The sequence below is a fragment of the Roseovarius sp. JB2-10 genome, assembly GCF_055693585.1.
In genome coordinates, this window is record NZ_CM146337.1 from 519,763 (window position 1) to 535,613 (window position 15,851).

Below are 15,851 nucleotides of genomic sequence, written 5' to 3' on the forward strand. Positions count from 1 at the left end.
GCCGCCTCTCCTCCCCCGAGAGGCGCGTGTTTGACTGGCCGTGGCGTGGACGCCGGTGGGCGCCCCAATTTCCGGATCAACGCCGCTGGTAATCACACAAAATGGTCGGGCCACAGACATCTCCCGCTGTGGCCCGAATTGGGCGGCACCGGCCTTCCAGGAAACGCGCGAACAGGACGGAAGGTCCGGTGCCTAACCCGCAGGATTAACCCTGCGGGTTTTCTTTATTCCTCTCCACCACCAAGCTGGTGCACATAGGCGGCCACTGCACGAATCTCGGCCTCGCTCAGGCGCTCCGACCAAGGCGGCATCACGCCATAGCGGCTGTAGGTGACGGTTTGCAGAACGGTGTCGTAGTCCCCGCCAAAGAGCCAGATCGCGTCCGCAAGGTTCGGCGCGCCCTGCTCGCGGTCACCAAGGCCCTGATCGCCATGGCACGAGGCGCAGTTGTCCATATAGACCTGCTGCCCCGCCTCGACCTGCGATGCATCGTTGGGCGTGCCCGAGAGCGACATCACGTAATTCGTGACGGCGGCAATTTCTTCGTTCTCCAGCAGGTCGCCAAAGGCAGGCATCTGGGAAAACCGCGTCTCGTCACCTTCCTCGCTGCGAATCCCATGCGCGATCGTGGTATGGATCGCTTCGATATCGCCGCCCCAAAGCCAGTCATTATCCAGAAGGTTGGGATACCCTTTCGCCCCCGCAGCCCCAGAGCCATGGCATTGTGCGCACCATGTCTTGAACACGGCCGACCCGGCCGATGTGGCATAACCCGCAAGCTCCGGCGTAGTGGAAATTGCGGTCAGGTCCACTTCGACCAATCGCGCGTTCATTGGCGCATTAGCGGCCTCTGCCCGGGCGATGTCTTCAGCCACATTGGCGCGTGTTGACCAGCCCATCACACCTGCAGTGGCCGACGAAATTCCGGGCCAGGCGGGATACGCGATCGTGTAGCCCACAGCCCAGACAATCGTGGCATAGAGCGTCCAGAGCCACCAGCGCGGCAGCGGATTGTTGAATTCCTCAATACCGTCCCACTCGTGGCCGGTGGTATCAGGATCGCCTTGTTGTTCTTCAGGTTTCTTGACCATATCGCTTACGCCTCCTTGGCGTCCGCGCCCCTGTCGGGGGCGGGTTTGTCTTCATGCCGGAAGGGGATGTTGGCGGGATTGTCGTAGACTTTGCTGGAACCGGGTCGAAAGACCCAGAACACAACGCCCGCAAAAAATACGAACAGGATCAGGAGCGCCCAGCTATCTGCCAATTCGCGCAGGAATGAATAGGTTTCCATGTTTCAGCCCCCTCTACCGGCTTGCCGCTGGCGTGAAGGTCGAGAAATCGACCAGTGTGCCCAGCATTTGCAAATACGCGATCAGGGCATCCGCTTCGGAAATACCTGCCGCCCCATCGAAATTACGCACCTGAACCGTATCGCCGTAGCGTTCGATCAACCCGTCATAGTCACTGTCGGGATCGGCCTGCGCCTTGAAATCAGCTATTGCGTTTTCCACCATGTCTTCGGTGTAAGGCACGCCGACAAAGCGGTCAGTTTTCAGACGATCATCCATGTATTCACCATCGATCAACCGGTTTTCGAGAAAGCCATATTTGGGCATCACCGATTCCGGTACGACCGATTGCGCATCCCTCAGGTGATCGACATGCCATTCGTCTGAATAGCGTCCTCCCACACGTGCCAGATCAGGCCCCGTGCGTTTTGATCCCCATTGAAACGGGTGATCGTATTTCGATTCCGCCGCCAATGAGTAATGGCCATACCGCTCAACCTCATCGCGCATCGGGCGGATCATCTGGCTGTGGCAGACATAGCAGCCCTCGCGCAGATAGATATCGCGCCCGGCCAGTTCGAGCGGGGTGTAAGGGCGCATGCCCTCCACATCCTCGATCGTGTTTTCCAGCCAGAAGAGCGGTGCGATTTGTACCAGCCCGCCGATGGTGACGACCAAAAATGCGAAGATGGCCAAAAGGGTGACATTCTTTTCCAGAACATGGTGTTTGTCGAGAATTCCCATTTCTGAATCCTCCTTTATTCGGCTGGCACAGCGGAGTTGGTGGCTGCAACAGCCGGGCTCCGCGTAACGGTCAGGGTGAGGTTGATGCACATGATGATCGCGCCGGCCATGTAAAGGACACCGCCCAATCCGCGCACGACATACATGGGGAACTTGGCCGCAACTGTGTCGGCGAATGAGTTCACCAGGAAGCCATTGGCGTCCACTTCGCGCCACATCAGGCCCTCCATGATGCCGGTCACCCACATGGCGGCGGCGTAGAGGATGATACCGATGGTCGCGAGCCAGAAATGCCAGCTGACCATGCTGAGACTGTAGAGGCGTTCACGGTTCCACAACCTGGGCACCAGGAAGTAAAGCGCGCTGAAGGTGATCATGCCGTTCCACCCAAGCGCGCCAGAATGCACGTGCCCGATGGTCCAGTCGGTATAGTGCGACAGCGAGTTGACCGCGCGGATCGACATCATCGGACCCTCAAAGGTCGACATGCCGTAGAAGCCGATGGAGATGACCATCATCCGAATGATCGGATCCGTGCGCAACTTGTCCCAGGCCCCGGAGAGGGTCATCAATCCGTTGATCATGCCACCCCAAGAGGGCATCCAGAGCACGATTGAAAAAACCATACCAAGGGTCGAGGCCCAATCCGGCAAAGCGGTGTAGTGCAAATGGTGCGGGCCCGCCCAGATATAGAGGAATATGAGCGCCCAGAAGTGGATGATCGAGAGCTTGTAAGAATAGACCGGACGTTCCGCCTGTTTCGGCACGAAGTAGTACATCATGCCCAGAAAGCCCGCTGTCAGGAAGAAGCCCACGGCGTTATGGCCATACCACCATTGCACCATCGCATCCTGCACGCCCGAAAAGACCTGAACGGATTTCGAGCCGAAGATTGAAACCGGGATCGACAGGTTGTTGACCACGTGCAGCATCGCAACCGTGATGATGAAGCTGAGGTAGAACCAGTTGGCCACGTAGATATGCGGTTCTTTGCGTTTGATGATGGTGCCTAGGAAAACCGCCAGATAGGCCAGCCACACGATCGTCAGCCACAAATCCACGTACCATTCCGGTTCGGCATATTCCTTGGATTGCGTGGCGCCCAAAAGATACCCAACAGCGGCCAATACGATGACCAGTTGATATCCCCAGAAGACAAACCATGCCAGGTTGCCACCCCATAGACGTGCAGCCGACGTGCGCTGCACGACGTAAAAGGACGTACAGATCAACGCATTGCCGCCAAAGGCAAAGATAACGGCACTGGTGTGCAGCGGTCGGAGCCTGCCAAAATTGGCCAGGCCCTGCGCCCATTCGAAATTGAGCGCCGGGAAGGCAAGCTGGAAAGCGATAAACGTCCCAACCAGAAATCCAACAACGCCCCAAAGCGCCGTTGCGATCACACCCGCGCGGATCACACCATCCATGTATTCACCGGACAGGTCGACGTGTTCGACAGGTTCATCGGTTTGCCGCAGCACCCAAATAAACATGGCCGCCGCCGCAAGCGCGATGGTCAAAGCATTGACCATATAGGCCATATCACGCGCGTAATTGGCGGCGATCAACGCGATAAAGGTGATCAGCCCAAGCGCGATCAGCTTGAAATAATTCATCATTTTCTTGGTCCCTTCGTCTTGGTCCTTACGACTCACTCGAGCCGCATCTGCGCGTTCAGACAGGGATTAGATGCGCCAAGACGGAGGGGCGTTCCTTGATCTGCATCAAGACGCGATCAAAGACTTAAATTTTTCCGAACTTGATACGCATCAAGGCGCGGCCTGGCCCGGCACGCATTCTGAACCGCAGAGGAGACGCAAACCTGATGGAGTTCAAAATGGCCTATAATTGCCTCTTTACCGTACTGACCGACACGGAACTTGTTGCCGAAACCCTGCCGCATGCCATTGCCGCGGCGCATATTCATGACGCGCATTTGAATGTCTTTTGCCTCGGCGTCGATCGATCGCAAAACGGGTACTACTGTATTGGTGCCACAGCGATCACCGTGCCCGATACCCTGACGCGCGCCAATCAGGAAGCGCAGGAAATCGAAGAAATGGCACGTGCAATCCTGCAGAAAACTGACGTGAGATGGGATGTCGAAACCGGCGTGGCTCAATTGGCCGACTTAAGCCGACATGTGGCGGTCCGCGCCCGGTTTTCTGACTTGGTGATCCTGCCAAAACCCTATGGCGACGATCTGGGTACCGAGATGGAGCCGGTTACCGAAGCGGCCCTTTTCGATGCCGGACGGCCAACACTGATATTGCCGCATGGTACCGTCGCCGAAACCGCGCCAGAGCGTGTCCTGCTCGCCTGGAACGAAAGCACCGAGGCGCTGGATGCCATCCGGTCGGCCTTGCCGCTCCTTCAACAAGCGCAAACCGTGCATGTGGTCGTGATTGATCCGCCTGCACATGGGCCAGCCCGGTCCGATCCCGGGGGGCTCTTGTCGCAGTATCTGGCACGCCACAACGTCAAGGTCAGCATAGATGTGTTGGCCAAGACGCTGCCACGCGTTTCAGATGTTCTGTTGCGTCACGCGACAGATATGAACGCCGATATGATTGTGATGGGCGCCTATGGTCATTCACGTTTCCGCGAGTCAATATTCGGCGGGGCCACGCGAAATATGCTCGAACAGACGACACTTCCTGTCCTGATGGCGCACTGACGACCAAACAAGGACTCAATAGCGCTTGACCTGCCCCTTGAAGGCAACCCAACGTGACGGGGAAAGGGCGGGGCAAGCGCATGAACAAGAACCATAGGGTGACAATCGAGGGCACGTGGTGAAATTACTTCGTGTGCTGATTTTCTTCTGCGCTTTTGGGTTTGGTCCGGCGTCCGCGCAGCAGCAGGGTCAAATGGAACTGCATCTGGTGTTGGCCTTTGATGTCTCCGCCAGTGTCAATGACAATGAATTCGATCTGCAACGGACGGGCACAGCCGACGCGCTGCGCTCGGAAAGAGTAGCCGAGGCAATCGCCCGCGCACCCGGGGGTGTCGCCATAGCGATTGTCCAATGGTCCAGTGTGACGCGTCAGGCCTTGGGCCTGGATTGGGTAGAGCTTTACAACACCGGCGATGTACACGCCTACGCAAGAGAGGTTGCCGACATGCCGCGGCGTCTGCCGGGCGGCGGCACAATGATCCACTCCGGATTGGATTTTGCTGCCCGAATGCTGGAGGCCGGACCGGGTAATGCGCGCAGACAGGTCATTGATATTGCAGGAAACGGTCAAGCAGATGACCGTGATCTATTGCTGGAAAGCCGCGACAGATTGCTCTCGCGAGGCATTGTGATCAACGGTCTGGCGATTGAAGAGGACGACGACGAACTGACCGAATATTTCGAGCGCTATGTCGTCGGCGGCGCAAATGCCTTCGTGATCACGGCCAATGATTTTGACGACTTTACCGAAGCGATGGAAACCAAGCTCTTTCGTGAAATCAGCGGCGCGGTGTTTTCCAGAGATACCGCCCCACGGCAGCGGATTCTGGCAAAGCGCTGACGCCAGGTTCCGATTTTTCCAAATCAAATCAAACGCATAAATAAATGCGCAAAAACTGCACAAACGCTCCGCCCGGGCTGCACAGGTGCCGCCTAAAAGTGAGGCAACAGGTAAGAAAAAGACAGTAAGGAACCTATCCATGAAAACCTGCATTCTGCGCGGCGTCCCTTCATCCCTTCGCCAAGACGGCTGGTGGCTGGACCCCATCACCCGGGCCGGGCCGACCCCCGATCAGCCGCACGCCGCGCAGAATCCCAATCGCTACGCCTTGCACGCGTTGTTGCTGGGCGTGCTGATAGCAGGATCGCAGGTGTCCAACCTCACCGACACGTTTCAGCCCTTGCCCATGACGGAATACACGGCCTGCGGTGGCCCCAACGATTTAAGCTTCCACGCGGCCAATGAGTTGCGTACCTTTGGCGCACCAATGCAACAAGGCACGCCACTCTGACTATGGCTCACATCCTGATCATCGACGACGATCCGCAGATTCGTGACGTCCTGCGCATCGCTTTGAAACAGGCCGGATATGATGTGACCGAAGCGGGTGACGGCGCCGAAGGGCTGGCAAAGGCGAAACGGGGCAAGGCGGATCTTATTGTCCTGGATATTGGCTTGCCAGAAATGGACGGGCTGGAGCTTTGTCGCGCCTTTCGTGCAGGCCACGATACACCGATCCTTTTCCTGACTGCACGAGACGATGAAATTGATCGTATTCTGGGGCTCGAACTAGGCGGTGATGACTATGTCACCAAACCGTTTTCGCCCCGCGAATTGATCGCCCGCATCCGCGCCATCCTGAAGCGCACGACATCGACCGGCACATCCAGCGGGGCTGAGATGACCCGCGGTGTTATCAAACTCAATGCAGACCGCCACCTTTGCACGATTTCTGGCGTTCCCGTGACCCTGACAAGCCGCGAAATGGCATTGCTGAACCACTTGATGACGCGGCCTGATCACATTGCGACCAAGGCGCAATTGATAGATGCGGTTTATGGCACCACGATCCATGTGTCGGACCGGACGCTGGATAGCCATCTGCGCAACCTGCGGGCCAAACTGGCAAGCGCCGGATGCGAAGGGGCCATCGAAACCGTGCATGGTGTCGGCATCCGAATGGGTCCTTGTCAGGAACAATCATGTCCGGACCGATAAAGCAGAAGTGGCGCCCGCCTCTAGCGCTGGTTGTTGGTGGGACTTTGGCCGCCGTTTTGTGCCTGCCTTTGATCGGCATCGCCCATTTCAAGCTGGCTGGAAACATCCTCGGTTGGGGCGAAACCGCTTGGTTGATTTTCTGGATGGCGGTGATCGCCACGACCATTTTGGGATACCTCCTTTGGCGCCTGGTTCTGCGGCCGGTAACAGCGCTCACCGCCCACGCGAACGCCGTGCGCGAAGGGCGTGGAGATGCGCCGTTGCCACCGCATTTTGGCACCCCGGAGATTACAGCACTGGGACAGGCCGTGGTCGAGATGGGTGCCACCTTGAACAACCGCGAGGCAGGGTTACGAGCATTCAGCAATCACGTCACACATGAATTGAAATCACCGCTGACCAGCATCAAGGGGGCGGCCGAACTGCTGGATGGTGAGCTGGACGCCCAAGACCGTGAACGATTGACCAAAACTATCCTCACAGCCACGGCGCAGATGCAGGAGCAACTCGACGCCCTGCGCGTTCTGGCCGCCGCGCGTGACCCTGTCGGCCCCGGACCATCGCGTTTATCCGACGTGGTGGCGACGCTGTCGCCCGAGGCCGGTATATCCATAGACCTTACAGGTGATACGCTGTTGCCAATTGATCCACAGGCTGCGTTGGTGATTTTGGGTCATCTGGCGCGCAACGCGCGTCAACACGGGGCAGACAGGTTGCAAATCATTGCCAAAGACCACGGTTTTGAAGCGCAGGATAACGGGACCGGCATTGCGGCGGGCAATCGCGCGCGCATCTTCGACCCTTTCTTCACGACCCGGCGCGGCACCGGTGGGACGGGCATGGGGTTGGCGATTGTGCAAACCATGTTGCAAGCTGCTGGTGGTACGGTTTCGCTAACCGAAGGCACAGCTGGTGCAGGGTTTGACATCCGCTTTCCCGGGAATTGACCTGCGCTATGCTTGCATCCCCAACGACCGCCCCAAACCTGCCAAACCTTCTCTGATCATCTCTTCACGGGACTGCACGGTGACAGGCACCCCCTGAGCTGTCAGAGCTGTTGCATAGGTCGATATTTTGACGTCAGGGGCAATCACGCCCACCTGCTGGCCCAACCAATAGACCCGTGACGCCGCCAGTTCAGCACCGATCAAATGACCCGTAACGGCATTGGGCGCCCCAGAAAGCTCAGCTTGTCGCAGATATGCCGCCAGACGTTCTGGCCTGCTTTGACTGTCCGCCAAAGCCTCGAGATCCGGTGCCTCGCCTCCTCCCAGGGCTGCAATAAGCCGCGGCGTCAGAAAGCTGGCAAAGCTCACAACTTCGTTGGCGCTGACATGCACCCAATGTGTCACATCAACTTCCTGCACGCAGATCACACCGTCCCAATCCGAATGACGTGTCACAAACCCGGCCACACTCAGGCGGGCCCATCCGCCCATGACATCTGCAGGCTGGTCTTGCGTGATGACGGGCAATCCATGCCCTGATTGCAGCAAAATCGCACAAGGCACAGCATCCGGGGCCCCGTCGCCAATTCTGACCGTAGACCCGGAATGACCCCCTAATCCGGTAAGCGCTGCCGCCTCATCCGAACCGTGTGACTGCGCCTGTATCTCGGTGCCTTGCAACGCGTAAGCACAAACGCCGGACATGCTGCGCCCGATTGCGATCCAGCTGATATCAGCCATGCCGGGTTACTGCTGAGACAGTTGATACAAGATTCCGGACATGTCATAGCCCGCCTTGTTGGTCAGTTCATGAATCGTTTCCGGAGCGATCTGGCCATATTGCGCAATGGTCCACAGCATCGTGCAACGCGTTCCGCTTCGGCAATAGGCCAGAATGGGCCCAGGCATCTGGTCCAGTGCAGCATTGAATGCTTTCATGTCATCGGCGCGCACCATGCCGGACACGATCGGGACGGAACGCACCTCAAGACCGGCTTCCATAGCGGCTTCCGCTACATCATCGTAGCAGCACTGATTGGGTTCTTCGCTGTCTGGCCGGTTACAGAGAACAGATCGAAAGCCCGCCGCCACGATATCGGGAATGTCCGTCGCCTCGATCTGTGGCGAAACCGAAAAGTCATCAGTGATCTTGCGCAGGTCCATGGGCGTGCTCCTCTGGCTTTGGCATATATGCGCAAAATCGTGGGGCAAGATCAATGCCAGTAGCGTTGACATTTCCGGTACTCAAGCCAAACGTGGCCGAGTGGCGTTAACGGGGAAATCTGATGAGCGGACAGTGGGAATTCTGGATCGACCGGGGCGGAACGTTCACGGATATCGTGGCGCTTGATCCCACGGGGGACGTGCACACGCACAAACTGCTGTCGGAAAATCCGGAACGCTATCAAGATGCCGCTGTGCAGGGCATTCGAGACGTGATGCGCGTCGATGGTGCCTTTGCCGACAAGTCCATTCGCGCCGTCAAGATGGGCACCACCGTGGCCACCAATGCGCTTTTGGAGCGCAAGGGCGAGCGGGTGTTGCTCCTGATCACCAAGGGGTTTCGTGATCTGCTGTTGATTGGGTATCAAACCCGCCCGCGTCTCTTTGACCTCGAAATCAAGCGACCTGATTTGCTCTACGAAGATGTGGCCGAGCTGGACGAGCGGTTGGATGCCGATGGCGCGGTTGTGACGCCCTTGGACGAAGACGCGGCGCGCGCCACGTTGCAGGCAAGCTACGACAAGGGCATTCGTTCCGTCGCGATTGCGGGATTGCACGCGTACCTCAACCCTGCGCATGAAATCCGCGTGGCTGAGATTGCCGCCGAAATTGGCTATACGCAGATTACCGCCAGCCACCGGGTGAGCCGCCTGGCCAAACTGGTCGGGCGCGGCGATACGACCGTGGTTGATGCTTATCTCTCTCCCATTTTGCGGCGCTACGTGGATCAGGTGGCAGGGGCGCTCGATATGGGGCGGGCCTGCGATGCGCTGCTCTTCATGCAATCCAGTGGGGGGCTGACCGACGCCAAGCTCTTCCAAGGCAAGGATGCCATTCTGAGCGGCCCGGCGGGGGGTATCGTCGGAATGGTCAAAACCGGCAAGGCGGCAAGTCACTCCAAGCTGATCGGTTTTGACATGGGCGGCACATCGACCGATGTGAGCCATTATGCCGGCGATTTCGAGCGCAGCTTTGAGACCGAAGTGGCGGGCGTGCGGATGCGTGCCCCGATGATGGACATTCACACCGTGGCCGCGGGAGGCGGCAGCATCTGCAAGTTCGAAGATGGCCGGTTTCAAGTGGGCCCTGAAAGTGCCGGTGCCGATCCAGGTCCGGCCTGTTATCGCCGTGGCGGACCGCTGGCCGTGACCGACTGCAACGTGATGCTGGGCAAGCTGAACCCTGATCATTTCCCGCCAGTTTTTGGCCCCGACGGTGATCAACCGCTGGATGCCGATATCGTGCGCGAAAAATTCGCGGCGTTGGCCCGTGATGTGGCCGCCGAGACGGGCGACGCACCGCGCAGCCCCGAAGAAATGGCCGAGGGGTTCCTGCGTATTGCAGTCGACAACATGGCCAATGCGATCAAGAAAATCAGCGTTCAGCGCGGCCACGACGTGACCGGCTATACCCTGCAATGCTTTGGTGGCGCAGGCGGGCAACATGCCTGTCTGGTGGCCGACGCCCTTGGCATGACCAAGGTTCTGATCCATCCCCATGCGGGCGTGTTGAGTGCCTATGGCATGGGCTTGGCCGAGATCCGCGCGTTGCGCGAGGTGCAGATGGACGCACCCCTTGCGGCAACAGGTCAGGCTGAGACCGCGTTGGCCAAAATTGCCGACGAAGCCCGCACCGAAGTGGCCGGGCAAGGCATTGATAACATCACGGTCCTGCGTCGTGCCCACCTGCGCTACGACGGCTCCCACCAGCCGCTGGATGTACCCTTTGGAGCGCCGGACCAGATGCAGGCCGATTTCGAGGCCGCCCACAAACAGCGCTTTGGTTTTTACTCGCCCGAACGGGCCATCCTCTTTGATATGCTGAGTGCCGAGGCGATTGGTCAGACCGGCCAAACCCTGCCCCTGCCCTGCCTCAAGGCAGTGGCAAACCCGTGGCGCATATCCCGATGCATGCGGATAGCACATGGCAGGATGTGCCGCTTTTTGATCGCAACTCGCTCGACCCGGAGATGCAGATCACCGGACCGGCCATCATCACCGAACCCACCGGCACCAACGTGATCGAGCCGGGGTGGGCCGCACGTGTGGACGCCATGGGCAACTTGATCCTGGAGCGCGTTGCGACCAAGGCACGTGATCACGCCGCCGGGACCGAGGCTGACCCCGTACTGCTCGAGGTTTTCAACAACCTCTTCATGTCGGTGGCGGATCAGATGGGCGCGACCCTGGCCAATACGTCCTGGTCGGTGAACATCAAGGAACGCTATGATTTCTCCTGTGCGATCTTCGACGATCAGGGCGATCTGGTGGCCAACGCGCCGCATGTCCCGGTGCATCTTGGCTCGATGTCAGACAGCATCAAGACCGTCATGCGCCTCAACCCCGATGTAGCGCCGGGCGACGCCTATGTGCTCAATTCGCCCTATAATGGCGGCACGCATTTGCCGGACGTGACCGTTGTAACGCCCGTTTTTGTAGGGGGTGCGCCTGCGTTCTGGTTGGGCTCACGCGGACATCACGCCGATATCGGCGGGCGCACACCGGGCAGTGCCCCTCCTGATAGCAGCCATATCGATGAAGAGGGCGTGCTGATCGACAATGTCAAACTGGTGGATCGCGGCACATTGCTTGAGGCTGAGGCCGAGGCGCTTCTGGCTACGTGCAAATATCCTTGCCGTAACATACCGCAAAACATGGCCGACCTCAAAGCGCAGGTCGCGGCCAATGAAACCGGCCGGCAAGAACTGTTGAAGGTCGTCGACAATTACGGGATCGACGTGGTGCAGGCCTATATGGGCCATGTGCAGGACAATGCCGAAGAAAGCGTGCGGCGCGTGATTGACCGGCTGCGCGACGGGCAGTTTACGTATCCGATGGACCACGGTGCCGTGATCGAAGTGAAGGTTACGGTGGATCGCAGCGCGCGCGAAGCAACGATCGATTTCACCGGCACCTCGCCACAGCATTCGGGCAATTACAACGCCCCCCGATCAATTGCCGATGCGGTCGTGCTCTACGTCTTCCGCACCATGGTCGGCGCGGATATTCCTCTGAACCAGGGTTGCCTTACGCCCCTCAGGATCATCGTGCCGGATGGATCGATGCTGAACCCCGGTTACCCGGCAGCGGTGATTTCGGGCAATACCGAAGTGAGCCAGGCCACCTGCAATGCACTATATGGCGCATTAGGTGTGATCGCAGGGTCGCAGGCAACAATGAACAATTTTGTCTGGGGCAATGACGACTTCCAGAACTATGAAACCATCGCGGGCGGCACAGGCGCGGGCCCGGGGTTCAAAGGGTGCGATGCCGTCCAAAGCCATATGACCAACACCCGCATGACCGATCCCGAAATCCTGGAAAAACGGTTTCCTGTGCGGCTGGAAGAATTCACCGTGCGGCCCGGATCGGGGGTGCGGGCCAATGGGATGGCGGCAATGGCCTGATCCGCAGATTGCGGTTCTTGGCACCGGTCACCGTCACGACCCTGAGCAATCACCGGATCATTCCGCCCTTTGGCGGCGATGGCGGCGCACCCGGTCAGGTGGGCCGCAACTGGGCGGAATTGCCGGACGGAGAGCGGCGTGACATGCCCGGCAATGGTGAGATCGACCTGCCCGTTGGTGCGGTTTTTGGCATGGAGACACCCGGCGGAGGCGGTTGGGGGGCGGCGTGATCCTGCTGCCTCACTCCATTTCTTTTGGTTTTCATGACAGTGACTTGAGGGGTTTGCTGTGCTCAGATGCGGCCCCAATAAGCAAAATTTAAAACTTTAAAGGTATCTGAGCCCCATTATGGAACACCACACGCCACGCAAAAAGCAAATGCCGCATGAAAAGCGCAAGTGCCACCGATGCCACGGTACCGGTCGCGCGCCGTGTCAGATCTGTGGTGGCTCCGGGCAGGTTGCGCAGGGCCGTGATGAGCGTGGCGGGCCAAAATTTGGCCGATGCGAAGGCTGTTTTGGCACGAAAACCAGACGCTGCCTCGCATGCAGCGGTGCAGGTTTCGCCTGACCTCTCTGCCGCGACTTAGTCGTAGCGCAGTTCCGTCGCTTTTCCGCGGAAGATAATGTAGGCCATCACCGTGTAGCCCCCGATCATCGGTAATACAAAAACCGTACCCACAAGGATGATGAAGAGGCTTTCAGGCGCGCTGGCCGCATCATAAATCGTCAACGCATCCGGCACGACATAGGGATAAAACGAATAAGCCATCCCGAAAAAGCCGAGCATAAAGAGCACGATCGTGGCCACGAATGGTACCCAAGAGAGGCCATCATCAGCCCGCGGCAAGTGGCGCAAGGTCAACCACAACGCACCAATCAGCACCATCGCCATCATCGGCATCGGCAACAGCAAGAAAATTTCCGGCACTGAGAACCATTTTTCAAAAATACGCGGGCTGACAAAAGGCGAGGCGATCGAAATCGCGCCCAAGCCCAGGACAACGCCCCAGATTCCTTGGCGTGCCCATTTCACGGATTTCTCCTGAAGCACGCCATCGGTCTTCAAGATCAACCATGTCGCCCCGATGAAGGAATAGGCCACGGTCAGGAACACGGCCGTCACCAAGGAAAACACCAGCGTAAATGCAGTGGCTTCCAAGCCCATAATGTACATACCCAGCATGAAGCCTTGTGAGAGCGACGTCATTAAACTGCCGATGAGAAAGGCGCGATTCCACATGGGTTTGCGGGGTGCTGGTGCCTTGACCCTGAACTCAAACGCCACACCGCGCAGGATCAAACCCACGAGCATGACCGCCACCGGAAGATAGAGCGCCGTCAGTATCATGCCATGTGCTGCGGGAAATGCGACAAGCAAGATGCCAATCGCCAACACCAGCCACGTTTCATTGGCGTCCCAAAACGGCCCGATTGACGCAACCATTCTGTCCTTTTCATCATCGGATGCGAAAGGAAACAGCAATCCGACACCCAGATCGAAACCGTCAAGGCAGACATAGATCAGGATCGAAACGCCCATCAGCGCTGCAAAGACAACCGGCAACCACAGGGCGGGATCTCCAAACATTTCCATCCTGGTTACTCCGCCGGTACCGGTTCAGGCAGACCGGGCCGGATGCGATCCGCGGCCCCCTTGCCCGCTGTACGCGCCAGGTAGAACAACACCCCGATATAGGCGGCCAGGAGCAATCCGTAGATGGTCAGGTAAACTGCCAACGTTCCTGCCACCATGGGGGCGGGCACGTCCGCTACCGCTTCCTTGGTGGTCATCACTCCAGTCACCAGCCATGGCTGACGGCCAATTTCGGTGGTGTACCACCCGGCAAGCGTTGCAACCCAGCCGGAAAAGGCCATCGGGACCATTGCCCACAGCATCACCTTAGGCAAAGCCTCAACGCCACGTCGACGCCACGCCATCATACCCACGGCGACCCAGCTGAGCAGCAGCATTGCAACACCGGTTCCGATCATGATGCGGAAAGAATAAAATACGGGTGCCACGGGCGGGTGCAGGGGGTGCCATCCTCGGCCACAAAGTCATTCAGACCGGGTACAACACCATCGGCCTTGTGTTTCAGGATCAACGACGCCCCGTTGGGGATACCGATTTCAAAGTTGTTTTCGCGTGCAGCTTCATCCGGAACAGCAAAGAGCAGCAGCGGGACGTTGCCTTGTGTTTCCCAATTGCCCTCCATCGCCGCGACTTTGGCAGGCTGGTGCTTGAGCGTATTGAGGCCATGCAAATCCCCCACCAATATCTGCACCGGGATCAATAAAGCGCCCAGCGCAAGACCAGTTACCAACGTCGCGCGCACATCCGGGCCGCGTTGATCCCTCAGCCAGCGGAACGCACTGATCCCTGCCAGCAGAAAGGCAACCGTCAGGCCGCTGGCGATCAGCATATGTACCAGCCGATATGGCATAGACGGGTTGAAAATAATGGCCCACCAGTCGGTAGCAAATGCCACGCCGTCGCGCATCTCATACCCCGCCGGGGTGTGCATCCAACTGGACAGGACAAGGATCCAGAACGCCGACATTGTTGTTCCGAACGCAACCAGAAACGTGCTGAGCGTGTGGAGCCAACTGGGCACACGGCTGAACCCAAAGAGCATGATGCCCAGGAAGACCGCCTCGAGGAAAAAGGCGGTCAGGACCTCATACGCCAGCAGCGGACCTGCAATATTGCCGACCGTTTCCATAAAGCCGGGCCAGTTCGTACCAAACTGGAACGACATTGTGATTCCGCTGACGACGCCCAGCGCAAAACTCAGCGCAAATACTTTGATCCAAAAGCGGTACGCATCCATCCACCGGTCGTCGCCGGACCGAACAAACAGCAGTTTGAAGTAGAGCAGCACCCACCCCAACGCGATTGTGATGGTGGGAAACAGGATGTGGAAGGAAATGTTCGCCCCAAACTGAATTCGGGAAAGTAGCAATGTGTCCATAGTCTTTTTCCGCCAATTACCGAGCGCGTCGCACGTCACCCTTTGTCGCTAACATAGGGCATGATGCGGCAAAGTCAGTCACCTGCGACCGCAGAGCGCAGGGCAATTCAATCCATCACTGCTTCAAGGTTGTAGCCCTTGAATTCCTTTAAAGTAGAAAGACTTAGGAGGGTTTTGACCTGCGCGACGGACGGAATCTGTGACAACCTATTTCGATAAAAATCTTCGTAGTCGGATGGGTTGCGGACGGCAACACGCATCAGATAATCGAATTCACCCGAAATCAGGTGACATTCCAGCACGTCCGGCATCGCCTTGATCTTGTCTTCAAACGCGGTCTGATCCTCCTTGTAATGCGACGTCAGTTTAACCTCGATAAACACCTGCAATTCCAAACCAACCGATTTGCGATCCACCACGGCGGAATAGTTCGAAATCGTACCGCTGACCTCCATCATTTTGACCCGCCGGTGGCAGGCAGACAAAGACAATCCAACCTTTTCCGACAGTCGAACCATCGAAATTTGTCCATCTGTCTGAAGTATGGAAAGAATGCGGAAGTCCAGCCGATCCATCGGAAATTTTCCTGTT

15 protein-coding genes and 1 pseudogene are annotated in these 15,851 nt (G+C 58.0%); 6 read left to right on the top strand and 10 right to left on the bottom strand.

The features are described 5' to 3' along the window. Positions 1 to 224: 224 nt before the first annotated feature. The 4 genes from ccoP to ccoN are packed head-to-tail and all read right to left on the bottom strand — an operon-like array spanning position 225 to position 3,652. Entirely contained in the window at positions 225 to 1,091 is an 867-nt protein-coding gene (gene ccoP, locus ACZ1HJ_RS02545; RefSeq protein WP_472720798.1) for a cytochrome-c oxidase, cbb3-type subunit III, read from the bottom strand. A gap of 5 nt (positions 1,092 to 1,096) precedes the next feature. Beyond that, entirely contained in the window at positions 1,097 to 1,291 is a 195-nt protein-coding gene (locus tag ACZ1HJ_RS02550) for a cbb3-type cytochrome c oxidase subunit 3 (RefSeq protein WP_472720799.1), read from the bottom strand. Positions 1,292 to 1,304: 13 nt separating this feature from the next. Further along, the gene (gene ccoO / locus ACZ1HJ_RS02555; protein ID WP_472720800.1) at positions 1,305 to 2,033 is read right to left on the bottom strand and encodes a cytochrome-c oxidase, cbb3-type subunit II; all 729 of its coding nucleotides are present in this window, start codon (positions 2,031 to 2,033) and stop codon (positions 1,305 to 1,307) included. Between the two features lie 14 nt (positions 2,034 to 2,047). Beyond that, on the bottom strand, positions 2,048 to 3,652 hold the full coding sequence (ccoN, locus tag ACZ1HJ_RS02560; protein WP_472720801.1) for a cytochrome-c oxidase, cbb3-type subunit I: 1,605 nt from the start codon (positions 3,650 to 3,652) through the stop codon (positions 2,048 to 2,050). 218 nt (positions 3,653 to 3,870) lie between these two features. Here ccoN and ACZ1HJ_RS02565 point away from each other — a divergent pair, with 218 nt between their 5' ends. The 5 genes from ACZ1HJ_RS02565 to ACZ1HJ_RS02585 all read left to right on the top strand — a co-directional run bounded on the left by ACZ1HJ_RS02565 (position 3,871) and on the right by ACZ1HJ_RS02585 (position 7,656). Then, complete coding sequence (locus ACZ1HJ_RS02565; protein ID WP_472722139.1) at positions 3,871 to 4,710, top strand: universal stress protein; 840 nt, start codon at positions 3,871 to 3,873, stop codon at positions 4,708 to 4,710. Between the two features lie 118 nt (positions 4,711 to 4,828). Beyond that, positions 4,829 to 5,551, top strand: a complete 723-nt coding sequence (locus tag ACZ1HJ_RS02570) for a DUF1194 domain-containing protein (RefSeq protein WP_472720802.1) — start codon at positions 4,829 to 4,831, stop codon at positions 5,549 to 5,551. Positions 5,552 to 5,690: 139 nt separating this feature from the next. Beyond that, complete coding sequence (locus ACZ1HJ_RS02575) at positions 5,691 to 6,002, top strand: hypothetical protein (protein WP_472720803.1); 312 nt, start codon at positions 5,691 to 5,693, stop codon at positions 6,000 to 6,002. A 2-nt stretch (positions 6,003 to 6,004) separates the two neighbouring features. Then, on the top strand, positions 6,005 to 6,709 hold the full coding sequence (locus ACZ1HJ_RS02580) for a response regulator transcription factor (RefSeq protein ID WP_472720804.1): 705 nt from the start codon (positions 6,005 to 6,007) through the stop codon (positions 6,707 to 6,709). Then, positions 6,694 to 7,656 (top strand): ATP-binding protein, encoded by a 963-nt coding sequence (locus ACZ1HJ_RS02585; protein ID WP_472720805.1) that lies wholly within the window; start codon positions 6,694 to 6,696, stop codon positions 7,654 to 7,656. Before ACZ1HJ_RS02580 ends, ACZ1HJ_RS02585 begins: the two co-directional genes overlap by 16 nt. Positions 7,657 to 7,662: 6 nt before the next feature. On the opposite strand, the gene ACZ1HJ_RS02590 is transcribed toward ACZ1HJ_RS02585, so the two are convergent. Both ACZ1HJ_RS02590 and ACZ1HJ_RS02595 read right to left on the bottom strand, forming a co-directional pair. Beyond that, positions 7,663 to 8,397 carry a 2-dehydro-3-deoxygalactonokinase gene (locus ACZ1HJ_RS02590; protein ID WP_472720806.1) on the bottom strand — a complete coding sequence of 245 codons (735 nt, stop codon included), beginning with the start codon at positions 8,395 to 8,397 and terminating at the stop codon, positions 7,663 to 7,665. Between the two features lie 6 nt (positions 8,398 to 8,403). Beyond that, a complete protein-coding gene (locus ACZ1HJ_RS02595) occupies positions 8,404 to 8,820 on the bottom strand; it encodes a protein tyrosine phosphatase family protein (RefSeq protein ID WP_472720807.1) in 417 nt (138 codons plus the stop codon). 122 nt (positions 8,821 to 8,942) lie between these two features. On the opposite strand from ACZ1HJ_RS02595, the pseudogene ACZ1HJ_RS02600 reads away from it, so the two are divergent. Next, a pseudogene (locus tag ACZ1HJ_RS02600) lies at positions 8,943 to 12,516 on the top strand (hydantoinase B/oxoprolinase family protein). A 355-nt stretch (positions 12,517 to 12,871) separates the two neighbouring features. Here the strand turns inward: ACZ1HJ_RS02600 and ACZ1HJ_RS02605 are convergent. The 4 genes from ACZ1HJ_RS02605 to ACZ1HJ_RS02620 form a co-directional block, all read right to left on the bottom strand. Next, entirely contained in the window at positions 12,872 to 13,882 is a 1,011-nt protein-coding gene (locus ACZ1HJ_RS02605; RefSeq protein WP_472720808.1) for a cytochrome d ubiquinol oxidase subunit II, read from the bottom strand. 5 nt (positions 13,883 to 13,887) lie between these two features. Next, positions 13,888 to 14,310: a cytochrome ubiquinol oxidase subunit I gene (locus ACZ1HJ_RS02610; protein ID WP_472720809.1), complete on the bottom strand. Its 423-nt coding sequence runs from the start codon at positions 14,308 to 14,310 to the stop codon at positions 13,888 to 13,890. Then, positions 14,277 to 15,260 (bottom strand): cytochrome ubiquinol oxidase subunit I, encoded by a 984-nt coding sequence (locus ACZ1HJ_RS02615; protein WP_472720810.1) that lies wholly within the window; start codon positions 15,258 to 15,260, stop codon positions 14,277 to 14,279. The genes ACZ1HJ_RS02610 and ACZ1HJ_RS02615 overlap by 34 nt, the downstream gene beginning before the upstream one ends. Before the next feature lie 107 nt (positions 15,261 to 15,367). Further along, positions 15,368 to 15,835, bottom strand: a complete 468-nt coding sequence (locus ACZ1HJ_RS02620; protein WP_472720811.1) for an Lrp/AsnC family transcriptional regulator — start codon at positions 15,833 to 15,835, stop codon at positions 15,368 to 15,370. Between the last annotated feature and the right edge of the window lie 16 nt (positions 15,836 to 15,851).

Coding starts and splice junctions, on each gene's coding strand:
- ccoP (WP_472720798.1), bottom strand. CDS start 1,091: ATGGTCAAGAAACCTGAAGAACAACAAGGCGATCCTGATACCACCGGC.
- ACZ1HJ_RS02550 (WP_472720799.1), bottom strand. CDS start 1,291: ATGGAAACCTATTCATTCCTGCGCGAATTGGCAGATAGCTGGGCGCTC.
- ccoO (WP_472720800.1), bottom strand. CDS start 2,033: ATGGGAATTCTCGACAAACACCATGTTCTGGAAAAGAATGTCACCCTT.
- ccoN (WP_472720801.1), bottom strand. CDS start 3,652: ATGATGAATTATTTCAAGCTGATCGCGCTTGGGCTGATCACCTTTATC.
- ACZ1HJ_RS02565 (WP_472722139.1), top strand. CDS start 3,871: ATGGCCTATAATTGCCTCTTTACCGTACTGACCGACACGGAACTTGTT.
- ACZ1HJ_RS02575 (WP_472720803.1), top strand. CDS start 5,691: ATGAAAACCTGCATTCTGCGCGGCGTCCCTTCATCCCTTCGCCAAGAC.
- ACZ1HJ_RS02580 (WP_472720804.1), top strand. CDS start 6,005: ATGGCTCACATCCTGATCATCGACGACGATCCGCAGATTCGTGACGTC.
- ACZ1HJ_RS02585 (WP_472720805.1), top strand. CDS start 6,694: ATGTCCGGACCGATAAAGCAGAAGTGGCGCCCGCCTCTAGCGCTGGTT.
- ACZ1HJ_RS02590 (WP_472720806.1), bottom strand. CDS start 8,397: ATGGCTGATATCAGCTGGATCGCAATCGGGCGCAGCATGTCCGGCGTT.
- ACZ1HJ_RS02595 (WP_472720807.1), bottom strand. CDS start 8,820: ATGGACCTGCGCAAGATCACTGATGACTTTTCGGTTTCGCCACAGATC.
- ACZ1HJ_RS02605 (WP_472720808.1), bottom strand. CDS start 13,882: ATGGAAATGTTTGGAGATCCCGCCCTGTGGTTGCCGGTTGTCTTTGCA.
- ACZ1HJ_RS02615 (WP_472720810.1), bottom strand. CDS start 15,260: ATGGACACATTGCTACTTTCCCGAATTCAGTTTGGGGCGAACATTTCC.
- ACZ1HJ_RS02620 (WP_472720811.1), bottom strand. CDS start 15,835: ATGGATCGGCTGGACTTCCGCATTCTTTCCATACTTCAGACAGATGGA.